Here is a 14873-nt window from a genome sequence, read left to right on the forward strand (position 1 = left end):
CACCGCCTGTGCTCAAAACAACGAGAAGGATTGCCTACTCGTTGTTATTACACTGTTTATTTGAACTTAGTTAACAACGATGTGTTGTTAACTAATAATACTAACTTATAATTTTTCAGTTAACCAAGGCGTCACTGATTCAAGCGCTGCTGCTAGCGCTTCAGGGTTTGAACCACCCGCTTGCGCCATGTCTGGACGACCGCCGCCTTTACCGCCAACTTGAACTGCTAGATAGCTTACTAGCTCACCCGCTTTCACTTTACCGATGAGATCTTTAGTTACACCCGTGATCAGGTTAACTTTACCTTCGCCAGGAATACCAAGAACAATAATACCGCTTTGCAGTTTGTTCTTCAGTTCATCCATCGAGCTACGTAGCGACTTAGGATCAGCACCTTTTAGGTTAGCAACAAGTACTTTAACACCGTTTATCACTTGTACCTGGTCGATCAAGTTAGCATTCGCAGCACTTGCTACTTGTACGTTTAACTTCTCAACTTCTTTTTCTAGGCTACGATTACGGTCGAGTACTTGACTCACTTTTGCCACAACTGTATTTTGGTCCGCTTTCACTAAACCTGCAGTTTCTTGCATTTTAGCAACAAGATCGTGAACATATGCTAATGCAGAATCACCCGTTACCGCCTCAACACGACGAACACCTGCAGCGATACCGCTCTCAGATAAGATTTTGAAGAAACCAATATCACCGGTACGTTTAACATGCGTACCACCACACAGCTCAATTGAGAAGTCACCCATGCGCACTACGCGCACTTCATCATCATACTTCTCACCGAATAATGCCATTGCACCCGCTTCACGCGCTGCATCAATGTCCATTACTTCCGTTACGACTTCATGGTTAGCACGAATTTGTGCGTTAACCAGACGTTCAACTTCAAGCAGTTGCGCTGCTGTCACACCTTCAAAATGTGAGAAATCGAAACGTAAACGTTCAGGCAATACTAATGAACCTTTCTGCTGTACATTTTCACCTACAACTTTACGCAATGCTGCGTGTGCTAAGTGAGTCACAGAGTGATTAAGGCCAATCGCTTTACGACGACTAACATCAACATCGGCGATAACTTGGGTATTTACTTCGATAACACCCGAAACTGTACCGAAATGAACCGTTGCATTACCCGCTTTCTTGGTATCAGTTACCGTAAATACAGCATCACCAATTTTGATCACACCTTGGTCACCTGATTGGCCACCTGCTTCTGCGTAGAATGGTGTTTTGTTTAAAACAATTGCACCTTCTTGACCGTCATTTAACAATTCAACTTCAGCGTTATCTTTAATTAATGCAACAATTTGTGCATCAGATGTCAGCGTTTGGTAACCCAAGAATTCAGTTTTAGCATCAATTTTTAGCATTTCGTTGTAATCAGTGCCAAAGTTAGAACCTTGACGTGCGCGATTACGTTGTTCTTCCATTGCAACTTTAAAGCCGTCTTCGTCAATCGTTAGATCACGTTCACGTGCAATATCAGCCGTTAAATCAGATGGGAAACCATAGGTATCGTAGAGTTTGAATACCACATCACCTGGAACAACTTTACCGTCTAATTGTGACAGTTCATTGTCTAAAATGTTCAGACCACGTTCAAGTGTTTTACCAAACTGCTCTTCTTCGATAAGTAAGATTTTTTCAACCGTTGCTTGTTGTTTTACTAGATCGTCAGAAATATCGCCCATTAGCTCAACCATTTTCGCAACAAGTTTGTTGAAGAATGGACCTTTAGCGCCAAGTTTATTGCCGTGACGTACTGCACGACGAATGATACGACGTAGTACATAACCACGACCTTCATTTGATGGCATAACACCATCAGAGATCAGGAAGCTACATGCACGTATGTGATCGGCAATTACGCGTAATGATTTGTTTTCTAAATCAGTGGTACCGATAAGCTCTGCAACATGCTTAATTAAGCTTTGAAAGATATCGATTTCGTAGTTTGAGTGTACATTTTGCATAATTGCAGCAATACGCTCAAGACCCATACCAGTATCCACAGATGGCTTTGGTAATTCTTCCATTGTACCGTCAGCTTGACGGTTAAACTGCATGAATACTAAGTTCCAGATCTCAATGAAACGGTCACCATCTTCTTCTGGTGAACCCGGAACGCCGCCCCAAATATCTTCGCCGTGATCGTAGAATATTTCAGAACATGGACCACATGGACCGGTATCACCCATCGACCAGAAGTTATCTGATTCGAATTTTTTCTCTGGTGATTTATCGCCAATACGAATAATTTTGTCTTCTGGCACGCCTACTTTGTTCGCCCAGAATGAAAATGCTTCATGATCACTTTCATAAACAGTAACCAGCAGTTTTTCTTTTGGTAGTTTCAGAACAACGGTTAAGAATTCCCATGCAAATAAGATCGCATCTTCTTTGAAGTAATCACCAAAACTGAAGTTACCTAGCATTTCAAAGAATGTATGGTGACGCGCAGTGTAACCTACGTTATCTAAGTCATTGTGTTTACCACCAGCACGTACACAACGTTGAGACGTTGTGGCACGTGTATATGAACGTTGTTCTGCACCGAGGAATACGTCTTTAAATTGGTTCATGCCCGCATTTGTAAATAACAAAGTTGGATCATTAGCAGGAACAAGTGAGCTACTTGTTCCTTTGTTGTGCCCTTTACTGGCAAAATAATCAAGAAACGCGTTGCGGATCTCAGCTGTAGACATAGTCATGTAATTGTCCTGGGTGCTTTAATTATGAGCGATTGTTTAGATTTAATAATATAAACGGATCTGTTAATGAAGTGATTATACCCAAACCGCGTCAAAATGCTAACTCAGAGACGCCCTTGAGTCGTGATTTTGTGTGTGTTAATCGACCGAATCAGATTAGATTTACAGGCTAAAAAAAAACACCGAACATAAATGCTCAGTGTTTTTGTCAAACTATGCGACTATCAGCAACTCATCTCACTGATAGTTATCAAATTGCTTCTTCGTTTTCTTCACCGGTACGAATACGGATCACGCGTTCTACAGCGGTAACGAAGATCTTACCGTCACCTATTTTACCTGTATGCGCAGTTTCAACGATAGAGTCGATGCATGCATCAACGTCATCGTCTTGCACAATAAGATCGAGTTTTACTTTAGGTAGAAAATCAACCATGTATTCAGCACCACGATAAAGCTCGGTATGACCTTTTTGACGGCCAAAACCTTTCACTTCAGATACTGTCATACCTGTAATGCCGATTTCTGCCAGAGCTTCACGCACATCGTCTAGTTTAAACGGTTTAATAATCGCTTCAATTTTTTTCATGTTCAGTCCCTGTTAGCCCCTAAATATAACTATTAGCATACCGAAGCAAATTCAAATTGCCAATCAGACGAGTAATTAAATCGATGAAATCGCTAAATTTATTTTTTATAAAATCACCAGCAATCTGCGGTTGCTGCATTTTCGCTATTCATCGACGCAGTTGAACCAAAGTTATCAATGGTAAAAGAGGCACAATTTGTATCATTAGCCTGCGTACTGCCTGCTTCGACAGTGGCGATTATCGTATAGTTATTTACAGTACTGCTCGCGCCAAGTGAAAAACTGTAATAATCACTATCATCATCCCAGCCAGATAATGTATTCGCCACACCAACTGTTAATGAGGTTGCATACTGTCTATTGTCTAAATAAAACTGCTCTTGTAATAACTGCGCTTTAAACAATGCCGTTTTTGCATCATTACGATTGTTATTCATAATATAAGCACTGTAAGAAGGATAACCAATGCCTGCTAAAATGCCGACAATAGCGATGACGATCATCAATTCAACCAGGGTAAAACCCGTCTGTTTATTTGTCATTATTGCGCCGCCTCATTGAAGTAACGGTAGGTTGATCTAGGGATTAGTGTAACGGCAGTGTCGATCAGCCCTGTTGGCGTTGATGCGCCACCGACTTTAGTACTATCGCCCTTACCTGCACCGAGTATGCGTAACACAGATATACCGTGACGATTTACCCCTGCATGAACAGCCAGATCTTTCGCTATTGTGTTTAACAATTTTCGAGATGTTATCTTACTACCAGTATTTAAATCCATTTGATAATAACTACTATCACCCGTTTTATTTAATACACATTGACCATTTTCTAATTCGATAGGATCTAAGGTATCAGCAAAAGGTGTGTAACTGTTAAAATGAACTACCCCATCAATAACGACTCCAGCACCTAAAGATTTTTCACCTCCGGCAGGCAACTCATATTTCCAACCATTAACTGTATTAGTTAAATCAGATAATTTTTTAGGCTCAGGTGTGTTCGTCACATTTGTTTCAGAGCTCCCACTATAATCACCTTTCCATATTGTAGTATTCGTAACATCATCTTTAATATTGAAAAAATAGTTTGTAGTGGTATCGTCTGAATTTGGCTGCGTGATATCACCACTACCAATTAATACCCCATCATAAGCAGTACCGTCACTATTGCGACCTCTTACAATAGCAGGAGGATTAAAAAATCGGCGGTCGTCTGTAGACGTGACAAACGAACCTAATTCAGCAAGCTTCATTGTCGTCCAGCGAGATTTAACTTCGGTTTTATTGTCATAGGTAAATGGCAGGTCTATTCGATAAATATTTCCACCTGTATCAGGAGCGTAAATACGATCAATATAGCCATCTCCATTACTATCAAATATGCTCAATTTACTCGCAATACTATCTTCAAACATACTTGTATCAGTAAAGTTATGAATTCGATTACCATTTAAAGCATTCACCAGATAAACACCTCGACCAACATCATCCATGCAAGGTTTGGTATTTGAAACACAATCATCTTTATCAGTATCATAGCCAGCGCCAAATATTAAAACGGGTTCCTCATTTTCAGCTAAAGGTTCACCACTTTTGCTTAGACCTTGATATACCTTACCTACAACAGGCGTTGACCATGTTTGTCCGAGTTCTGCAAATTTAGCACCCTCGCCTTGTGATGAATCATTGCTAACTTCCCACGCCAATGTCGGCGTCGTAACCCCTGCCGTTATATTCACATTGAGCCCATAATATGAACTCCCTCCTCGCCTTAAGCCAAATGCAATTAGATGCTTAGAACCTCCACTTGAATCCGTATATTCAACATCTACCGGCGAACCATCAATACCATAAATACGCTGACGAGCATTTGTAACCCCTCGCAGTGCAAGGGCTCTCCTTATCATATTGGTCGGAATAAATGCCCATTCTTCTTCAACAATACGCCCGGAGTCTTTAAACGCGTGAAAGAATCCAGCATTAGTTCCAATAAATATTCTAGGTTCCACTTGTTCCTGGAAGCGAATGACGAGGGGAGCTGAATGCATTGGATCACCGAATATATCATCTCTATATTTAGTTCCGCTGGAATTTAAGCCCTGTAACCACTGAACGCTGTCATCAATACCTTCGATCCCGATACCAAGTAATGACGCTACAGCAACTTCTGCATCAGAAACATCATCCGACGACGATGAAGATGTTAATGAATAGCCCAAAGCAGTAAATAGGTTCTCTTTAGATAGAGGTAGTAATTCATCATCATTACCATCATTATCACTATCATTTGTTATAAAGATATCTCTAGGATTATGCACATTAACATCCCCACTATCATCTGCATCGACGTTATACTTTCGATTAGGATAAGAAGCATTAACACCGCCTTTTTTAACATCATCAGGATCTTTATCACTACTCCAACCTGAATATGAATCCTTCGTAAAAAATGTCCCAGCAGCCGAAGATAAAGCGGCTGTAAAATCAGTATTATTACCAGAACTAGCAGGTTCAGCCCATGAACTTAATTGACCCTTATCAATTGTGAATTTTTTTAAATTACCTCTCCAACGGCTTGTTTGATTCGGCTCAAACATAGAGTAATAAACAGTGTTATCACTTTGAGTTGAATTACTTGAGCTAATAGATGTTGAAATAGAAGATGTTGTTGAATTTTGTTCTGCGATCATATCAGCAAAAGCCATTTGTAATGTCTGCTGTAAGCTTTTTGCATCAATAGGATTATAGAATTTACCACCGCCCTCTAACGCCGTTTTTTCAAGCAGTTCACTACTACCTGTAGACAAAGGTCCTAACCCAATGGTGTAAGTAGCTATACGTTCTTGCTTATTTTTCGTGGTTGGGTTTAAATCATTGTTATATAAATAATGAGATAGAACGGGCATAGAGTTCTTATATTCACAATCTGGGAATAACCAACGATCTACATAGGCACTCACTTGCTTTTCATTTATTTCTTCATCCGTTAGGCCTAAGCTTCTAGCCAATTGAGCTATTTCATCATTTACTTTACCATCATGATTATTACAGCTGAAATAAGTATTAAAATCATGATATCCAGCCGATATAACTATAATATAAGCTTTCTCCTGGCAGGCATTAAAACTAACACCAGGTTTATATTTACCGTTGACTTCAATTGATTTATCTCGTTCCGGACGATTAAGTAGATGCTGGCGATCGCCAAATTCAACTTCTTTGCCATAAAGATAACGGTAACCTTCGTATAAACTTTCACATAAAGCAGAACGAGAGTCAGAAGTCGTTAAAATATCCCCTACCGTATTACGTAACCGGTTCACAGCATTCTGATAATCCACATCAGAATCAAAATCAAGAGGGTCTAAGGATTTTATACCTGAAACTATTCGTCCACCATGGTTATCTTGGAGGTCTATCCATTCCAAATTGGTATTGTTCATGTTAAAAATTTCTAACCCACTTTGTATCTCAGGCGTTTTTAACATGAGATCAAGTACAACTTTTTTAGCCAAGTTGAGATATGAAATATTTAACTCTGTTGTACCTGCAGCTTTAAGTTGTGCCCATTTAACTAAATTTTGTGAATAAAGATAAGTATTATCATCATCACGGTCTTCGAAATTACGTTCGACTTCACCTGCATAGGAGTTCCACCGAAAGGTTTCACTATCAAGATCTGGAAAACCTTGTCTAGAAACTTTTTCAGCATCTCCACCGTCATCTTTATTCGCAAATAAGGCTTCATATTCATGGCCTGGATTTCGAGCAATATGATTTGATATATCAGCTTCACAATCGACAAAATAATATGGCCATACCCTAGTTTCAGTTCCTATCGACCACCAAGAGTACTTTGTTCCAACCATTCCAGTTCGCTGCCACTGACGCACATTATCAGTATACGCACCTAAATCACCATAAAAGTCTTTTAAAGCTGACTGGCAATTCATATATCTAAACTTTAGATAGGCATCACTGTCATCATAATCAGGTATCGTAGCGACAAATTTTTTATAGCTATTTTGTTCACTTAGCTCTAAATAGTCTTTTTCTGCAATTTTAACTAATTCAGAATGACTCGCTAGGTTACCAATCTCTACTGCAGAGTTTTTATAATAAAACCACTGACTAGTAAATGCATCATATAACTTATTAGCGACTAATCCAGGCGGTGGATCAAGATAATTAATATGTGGGTCATAACGTTCTGGAAAAGGATATGTTGTTGTTTTTTTCATGTGTCGCGAAGTATCAAGAATAATCAATACTTGAGGCTTGGTATTTATATCTGCACTATATAATTCGCCCTCATCGGCCGTAGCGTTACTTACACTCAGTATAAAGCCAGATAATAGCAAATTTATTCTTTTGAAAATCCTTTTCATTGCCTATCCCTATTAATTTTTCGCTGCCAAAAATGGCTGTTCTACACCAGCGGTCATTGCCAGACTTTTAACTCGAGGGCCATCGTCTTGTGTAAAATCCATTTTCACAAATCGGCAGCTAATTAAATTTACACTCGAAGCTTTTACACTTCGCTTACAATGCCCTTCTCCGCGCGGCTCTAGAGTCACATGCGAAGGACCACTCGTACTTAAAGCGGAACTAGTACCCTCTCCCCACGCCATAATATCGTTAATTAAATTAGGGTTACTCATCACTTCACTAAAGCTGCCTAATAGCGCTTGCTCATTAGCTAACTTTTCTTGCGTTAAGCCAATCGAATTTTGTCCTAACCGCGTTTGGGTTATCACAGCAGCAGCCAATGAAGTAATGACAACCAATATAATAATCACAATAAATAAGGTAACGCCTCGCTGGTTTCTCATTGTGTCACCGCCATCATATTGTTTTTAACGATAACCGTTGTTGATAATAAAAAACGACGATAATTATCATTATTCGGAGGGTCAAAAGGTTTAAATTTCTCGTTAAACGTCTCGTTATTATTTAATGTTAAATCTTTATTTTTAGCACGTGCTAATACATAAATACGCGCAGATACAATCTGACTCTTACTCCACATATCAGTAGTGACATTATTGCTCTCGTAATAATCATTAGCGCGACCATCGTCAGTCGTATCGACACCAAAATCAATCCGGATTTGTTCTATATTGCTAACAACCAAATCATTAATAAAATCACCATCGATAAAGCTAAAACGGCTTAATCGGGGGCTATTGGTATCATGATCTTGGACAAAATAGGTGTGATGTAAGTAAGGGTATATTTCGGCGTTAGCTATATTCGGGGTTACACCTGTAAATAACTGCGCTTGCATAGGTGAAATCGCAACATAATAACGATTAGCTTGAGGATTAGGGGTAATCACTCCACGAATACGTGCTATCGACAATACGTCACTGTTTGCTGCAAGAGCATAACCATCATCATTCTCAAAACAATTAGCGACGGTAACATTAGTGATTCCATCAATCGGCGTCCTCACGATCCAATTGGCTTTATCTGGAAAATGTAAGTTATCATCAGCCGCGGGACCACCGACGGGCACCACACTACAATCACCAGCTGCAATATTATTAGGCACTTGGATATCAGTAAGTCCACCACCAGAAAATTCAGCAAAACTACCGATAGCTCGTACATCTTCGACTAATATTTGCAAGGCTAATTGCGCCTGTTGCTGTAAATTGGAAACGGTTGAAGAACGGTTGGCCGAGACTTTAGTATCCACAAACATCGTTGTGATGGACACCATAAGCACCAAACCAATTACCAGCGCAATCATCAGTTCAACTAAATTAAAGCCCGCTTGCTTCACTGTCATATAGCCCCCTTGATGAAGCTAGTTAGCATTACTTGTCGACGATTTTCGACTCCTACGCCGCAATTAACCCCACTGCTAGCAGCCGCACTAGCTGTAGCGTCCTGTATCAGCCAACTAGCAGCAACACTGACAGTGTAAGTGTCAGTAACATTACGACATAAACTAATATTGCTATTTGAAGCAGAGCTAACTGCATTAGCGAGAATACCAGTGATGATGAAGTCTTGGGTAGGTGACGAATTTGAGGTCGCGTTAAGCCAAGCGGTATTCGCCCGCAATTCTTGCAACGCAGTGCGCGCAAGATATGAAGCTTCTATTTGCTTGTCTGTATTTGCTAATGATTTCTTCGCAATCCCTTGCAATGCCACTATGCCCAACAGGCCAACGGCAAGGATGAATGATGTGATCATCACTTCAATGAGACTGAATCCAGATTCCTTTCTAGATCGCATATTTAACTCACTTAAATAACTTGTACACACATGTTACACAAATGTTCATTTTATGTAAACACAATGCATTTTCATTCTGTGAAACATAACGTTAATTAAATTGATTATTCAATGCGGTAGCAAACCAAGAGGGTAATTAACATAAAATTACAGAGTATAAGGCGAGATATTAAGAGGTTAGTTAGGAAGAGTGTATGAGTGAACAAAGCTCGTCGAGTCGATGACTAAACGAGCATATCAATCGCGCGAGTTAATTTACTTGCTTAATACGTAATTCAGCAGGTACTTCAAATATCGTATTTTCTAGACGACCTTCAACTTCGGTCACCAGTTTACCGCCATGTTCTTTTAACTTTTCAACGACTTGATCGATTAAGATCTTAGGTGCAGATGCCCCTGCAGTAACACCGACTTTTAACTTACCTTCCAGTAATGCAGGTTCAATATCACCGGCATTATCAATCAGGTAAGATGGTACACCAAGGTTTTCAGACTTTTCACGTAAGCGGTTCGAGTTCGATGAGTTCTTCGAACCAACCACAAACATAATATCAACCATGCCTGCTAGTTTAGATACCGCATCCTGACGGTTCTGCGTTGCATAACAAATATCATCTTTACGTGGTCCCTTGATCTCTGGGAAACGTTCTCGCAATGCGTCAATGATGCCAGAGCAATCATCAACTGATAATGTCGTCTGTGAGCTGAAAGTAAGATTCGTCACATCTTTTACTATTAATGTCGCAACATCAGCAATCGACTCAACCAGATACATACCACCATCAGCATTATCATACTGACCCATAGTACCTTCAACTTCTGGGTGGCCCTTATGACCAATCAATACACATTCAATACCACGGCGACTCGCACGTGTTACTTCCATGTGTACTTTAGTCACTAGCGGGCACGTTGCATCAAATACTTTTAGATCTCGACGCTTCGCTTCAGCTTGCACCGCTTTAGAGACACCATGCGCACTAAAAATAACCACACGGCCGTCAGGCACTTCATCAAGTTCTTCGACAAAAATAGCACCGTTCTCTTTTAAGCCGTCCACCACGTAGCGGTTATGTACAACTTCGTGACGTACATAAACAGGGGTTTCAAACAGCTCAAGTGCACGTTCAACAATGCTAATAGCACGGTCTACACCAGCACAAAAGCCTCGAGGATTAGCGAGTAAAATTTCCATCATAAACCTTATTTATTCTGCATTAATTTCTAAAATTTCAACTTCAAACGTCACGACTTGTCCCGCCAACGGATGATTAAAATCGACAGTTACCGAGTCACCAATCACGTCACGGATCATGCCCGGTAATTCAGCACCGTCTGGCTGAGTAAAACCAACAATCAAACCAACTTCCGCTTTCACTTCGGTAAACTTAGCACGATCTAAGTAGTAAATATTATCTGGATTAGGTTGTCCGAATGCATCTTCAGGTTGCAGTTCAAACTTGTTCTTATCACCAATAGTTAGCCCTAATAAGCAACGCTCAAAGTTTGGCGTTAAGCTGCCATCACCAATCACTAACTTAGCAGGTTTACCTTGTAACTCCGTGCTATCTGCAACAGAACCATCTGCTAAGGTAATAGTAAAATGCATTAGTACTTGGCTATCATTACCAATTGTTGCTACGTTAACTGTCATTTGATGATTCCTTGTCATTTTTACTTTCCATAATGGCTTCCAAGATTAACATCGCGGCACCAATACAGATCCAAGTATCTGCTAAATTGAAAATAGGGAAATGGCTTGTATCCCAATACACATGTAAAAAATCAATTACATAACCATGAATAATACGATCATATAAATTACCTAACGCACCACCTAAAATAAGTGCGTAAGCAATATTGCTCCAATACTGCTGAGCCGGTTGTTTCTTTAACCAATAAATCAACAGACCAGAAACCGATACTGCAATTACGCCAAAGAACCAACGCTGCCAACCGCCTGCATCTGCAAACATACTAAATGCCGCACCATAGTTACGTGCATAGGTAAAATTAAACACAGGTAACACATTTACCGATTCACCTAATTGAAAATGGCTCACCACAAAAGTCTTGGTACCCAAATCAATAAAAAATACGACAACGGCTAACCACAGCCAAATTAATCCAGTTCTCTTATGTGTGCCTACGGTCATTATTATCCTCTGATACGTCAACGTGATGACGATAAATGTCATATATACTCAAGTTACTTCAAGATGCTATATCAGTAGCTTGGGTATAAACACTGCATTGTTATTGGTATCAATCCAGCATATTGGAATAGATTATTAACAATCATATCATTTTCATGACACGGGTTAAGCATTTATCCATAAAAAATGCCTACTGTGTTTATACTGATTAAGCTAACCAGTATACAGTAGGCATTCTATGTGAACGATAATAACAACTTAATGGTTATTACCCTTCTTTACTCGCTCGGTGTGATGAACACACTAGTGATTAAGCAAATTGACGTTTCTCGCCTTCACCTTCGATGTTGTCTTCACAACGATTACAAATTGTTGGATGTGCTTCTGATTGACCAACAGTTTCGTTATGGTGCCAGCAACGCTCACACTTCTCAGCATCACTCTTAGCAACGCTAATCCATAAACCGTCAATCGCGCTTGCTTCAACGCCTGCAGGCGCTTCTGTTACCGCAACCACTGTCGTGTTTGAAGTCAGCAGTACGAAACGAAGTTCATCACCTAATTTATCCAGATCAGCCGCTAATTCTGCCGTTGCATGCAAGGTAACATCAGCTTGCAATGAACCACCCACAACCGCATTGTTACGTGCTAGTTCAACAGTTTTGTTCACTTCACTACGAACAGCTTGTAACTTGCTCCAGTAAGCGTTATTCAGCTCAGCATCGTCTGCAAGTGGTGCTAGACCAGTGTACCATTCTTCAGTGAATACATACTCAGCACGTTCACCTGGCATTGCATTCCAAATTTCAAACGATGTGAAACTTAGGATAGGCGCAGTCCAACGAACCATCGCTTCTAAGATATGGAACATCGCAGTTTGACAGCTACGACGTGCAATACCATCTGATTTTGCAGTGTACTGGCGATCTTTAATGATATCTAAGTAGAAACTACCTAATTCCATTGAACAGAATGTCATTAGCTTTTGCGTCACACTCTGCATTTGATAGCTTTCATAATCCGCTAGGATTTCAGTTTGTAGTGCGTGTGCACGACCCACAGCCCAACGATCCAGTGCCACCATATCTTCTGCTGCAACAATATCAGTTACTGGATTGAAACCTTCTAGATTAGACAGTAAGAAACGCGCCGTATTACGAATGCGACGGTAAGCATCTGCACTGCGATCTAAGATCTCATCAGATACTGTCATTTCACCAGTGTAATCAGTACTTGCTACCCACCAGCGTAGAACATCACCACCAAGACGATTCATTACGTCTTGTGGCGCCATTACGTTACCGATAGATTTAGACATCTTACGGCCTTTCGCATCAACCACGAAACCGTGTGTTAATACTTCTTTGTAAGGTGCTTTACCGTGAATAGCCGTCGAGATCATCAATGATGATTGGAACCAACCACGATGTTGATCAGACCCTTCAAGATAAAGATCGATCTCTGCGCCCGCATATTCTTTACGTGCATCAACAACAGAGAAGTGTGTTGAACCCGAATCGAACCATACATCGACTGTATCCGGTGCTTTGGTATAGTTGACAGCCTCATCACCCAGTAGGTCTGCAGGATCAAGATCCCACCACGCTTGGATGCCTTTCTGTTCAACTAACTGAGCAACATCTTCCATTAGCTCAGCTGAACGAGGATGCGGTTCTTGTGTTTCGTTATGCACGAATAAAGAAATTGGTACACCCCACGTACGTTGACGAGAAATACACCAGTCAGGGCGGTTAGTTACCATGCTTTCGATACGTTCTTTACCCCAAGAAGGTACCCATTGCACATTTTTAATTTCGCCCATTGCCGCATTACGCAGACCATTTAGTTCCATGCTGATAAACCATTGTGGTGTCGCACGGAAAATGATTGGCGTTTTATGGCGCCAGCAATGTGGATAGCTGTGTTTTATTACTTGGTGATTTAGTAACGCACCTTTTTCGGTAAGTACTTCAATCACATTATCATTTGCTTTAAATACATGTTGACCAGCAAATAAAGGCGTATCTTCAAGATAAACACCGTTGTTACCAACAGGGTTTGCAATTTCTAGGTTATAGCGTAGACCAGCCACGTAATCTTCTTGACCGTGACCAGGTGCAGTGTGAACAACACCGGTACCCGCTTCCGTCGTTACGTGATCAGCTAAAATTGCTGGAACGTCAAAATCATAGAACGGGTGGTTAAAGCGTAAATTTTCTAGTGCAGCACCAGTACAAGTACCAAGAGTCGTAAAGCTTTCAGGCGCGAATACGGCCATGCAAGACTCGACTAGATCACTTGCTAAAATTAGCTGTTGTGAACCCGTCTCTGTTACCATGTTAACTAATGAGTATTCAACTCTTTCAGCTAATGCAACTGCACGGTTAGCAGGTAATGTCCAAGGTGTTGTCGTCCAGATAACAGTTGACACTAAACCTTCAACATCACTACCAAATACAGCTTTCACTGCGGCTTGATCTTGCGCAGTGAAACGTACATAGATAGCCGGTGATTTTTTATCTTCGTATTCAACTTCAGCTTCTGCTAATGCAGAACCACAGTCTGTACACCAATGAACAGGCTTAGAACCTTTTTGTAAATGACCGTTGGCAACGATTTTACTTAAAGCACGAATAATGTTTGCTTCAGTGTTGAAATCCATTGTCAGGTACGGATTCTGCCAATCGCCTAATACACCAAGACGGATAAAGTCTTGACGTTGACCGTTAACTTGTTTAGTCGCATATTTACGACATTCTTCGCGGAACTGTGCAGCCGTTACTTTACGACCTGGTTTACCCACTTTCTTTTCTACCATCAATTCGATAGGCAGACCGTGACAATCCCAACCTGGGATATAAGGTGCGTCAAATCCAGACAAACCTTTGGCTTTAATAATAACGTCTTTCAGGATCTTATTAACTGAGTGACCAATGTGAATACTGCCATTCGCATAAGGAGGACCATCGTGCAAAATAAAGGTTTTTTTACCTTTCTTAGCGGCACGGATTTTTCCGTATAAATCATCAGTCGTCCACTGCTTCAACATATTTGGTTCGCGGTTCGCTAAGTTAGCGCGCATTGCGAAGCCAGTTTTTGGCAGGTTCAGCGTTTTTTTATATTCGCTCATGTATCCTAATTCCGTTATTGGTA

Annotated in this window: 11 protein-coding genes; all 11 read right to left on the reverse strand. The window is 40.6% G+C overall.

Annotated features, from left to right (window positions below; translation table 11 throughout):
• Positions 1–105: 105 nt before the first annotated feature.
• The 11 genes from alaS to ileS all read right to left on the reverse strand — a co-directional run bounded on the left by alaS (position 106) and on the right by ileS (position 14850).
• On the reverse strand, positions 106–2727 hold the full coding sequence (gene alaS, locus AKG98_RS03670; RefSeq protein WP_067041566.1) for an alanine--tRNA ligase: 2622 nt from the start codon (positions 2725–2727) through the stop codon (positions 106–108).
• Positions 2728–2977: 250 nt separating this feature from the next.
• On the reverse strand, positions 2978–3316 hold the full coding sequence (gene glnB, locus AKG98_RS03675) for a nitrogen regulatory protein P-II (protein WP_006033375.1): 339 nt from the start codon (positions 3314–3316) through the stop codon (positions 2978–2980).
• A 113-nt stretch (positions 3317–3429) separates the two neighbouring features.
• Positions 3430–3858, reverse strand: coding sequence for a type IV pilin protein (locus AKG98_RS03680; protein WP_067041569.1), 429 nt, complete (start codon positions 3856–3858; stop codon positions 3430–3432).
• Entirely contained in the window at positions 3858–7706 is a 3849-nt protein-coding gene (locus AKG98_RS03685; protein ID WP_067041571.1) for a pilus assembly protein, read from the reverse strand. The genes AKG98_RS03680 and AKG98_RS03685 overlap by 1 nt, the downstream gene beginning before the upstream one ends.
• 12 nt (positions 7707–7718) lie before the next feature.
• A complete protein-coding gene (locus AKG98_RS03690) occupies positions 7719–8150 on the reverse strand; it encodes a hypothetical protein (RefSeq protein WP_067041574.1) in 432 nt (143 codons plus the stop codon).
• The gene (locus AKG98_RS03695) at positions 8147–9112 is read right to left on the reverse strand and encodes a PilW family protein (protein ID WP_067041577.1); all 966 of its coding nucleotides are present in this window, start codon (positions 9110–9112) and stop codon (positions 8147–8149) included. Before AKG98_RS03695 ends, AKG98_RS03690 begins: the two co-directional genes overlap by 4 nt.
• The gene (locus AKG98_RS03700) at positions 9109–9564 is read right to left on the reverse strand and encodes a prepilin-type N-terminal cleavage/methylation domain-containing protein (protein ID WP_083543876.1); all 456 of its coding nucleotides are present in this window, start codon (positions 9562–9564) and stop codon (positions 9109–9111) included. The genes AKG98_RS03695 and AKG98_RS03700 overlap by 4 nt, the downstream gene beginning before the upstream one ends.
• 250 nt (positions 9565–9814) lie before the next feature.
• The gene (ispH, locus tag AKG98_RS03705; RefSeq protein ID WP_067041585.1) at positions 9815–10759 is read right to left on the reverse strand and encodes a 4-hydroxy-3-methylbut-2-enyl diphosphate reductase; all 945 of its coding nucleotides are present in this window, start codon (positions 10757–10759) and stop codon (positions 9815–9817) included.
• A 12-nt stretch (positions 10760–10771) separates the two neighbouring features.
• On the reverse strand, positions 10772–11218 hold the full coding sequence (gene fkpB / locus AKG98_RS03710) for an FKBP-type peptidyl-prolyl cis-trans isomerase (protein ID WP_067041588.1): 447 nt from the start codon (positions 11216–11218) through the stop codon (positions 10772–10774).
• A complete protein-coding gene (lspA, locus tag AKG98_RS03715) occupies positions 11208–11720 on the reverse strand; it encodes a signal peptidase II (protein ID WP_067041591.1) in 513 nt (170 codons plus the stop codon). Before lspA ends, fkpB begins: the two co-directional genes overlap by 11 nt.
• Positions 11721–12030: 310 nt before the next feature.
• Complete coding sequence (gene ileS / locus AKG98_RS03720) at positions 12031–14850, reverse strand: isoleucine--tRNA ligase (protein ID WP_067041594.1); 2820 nt, start codon at positions 14848–14850, stop codon at positions 12031–12033.
• Positions 14851–14873 lie beyond the last annotated feature (23 nt).

The sequence above is a fragment of the Moritella sp. JT01 genome (assembly GCF_001574435.1).
Lineage (GTDB): Bacteria > Pseudomonadota > Gammaproteobacteria > Enterobacterales > Moritellaceae > Moritella.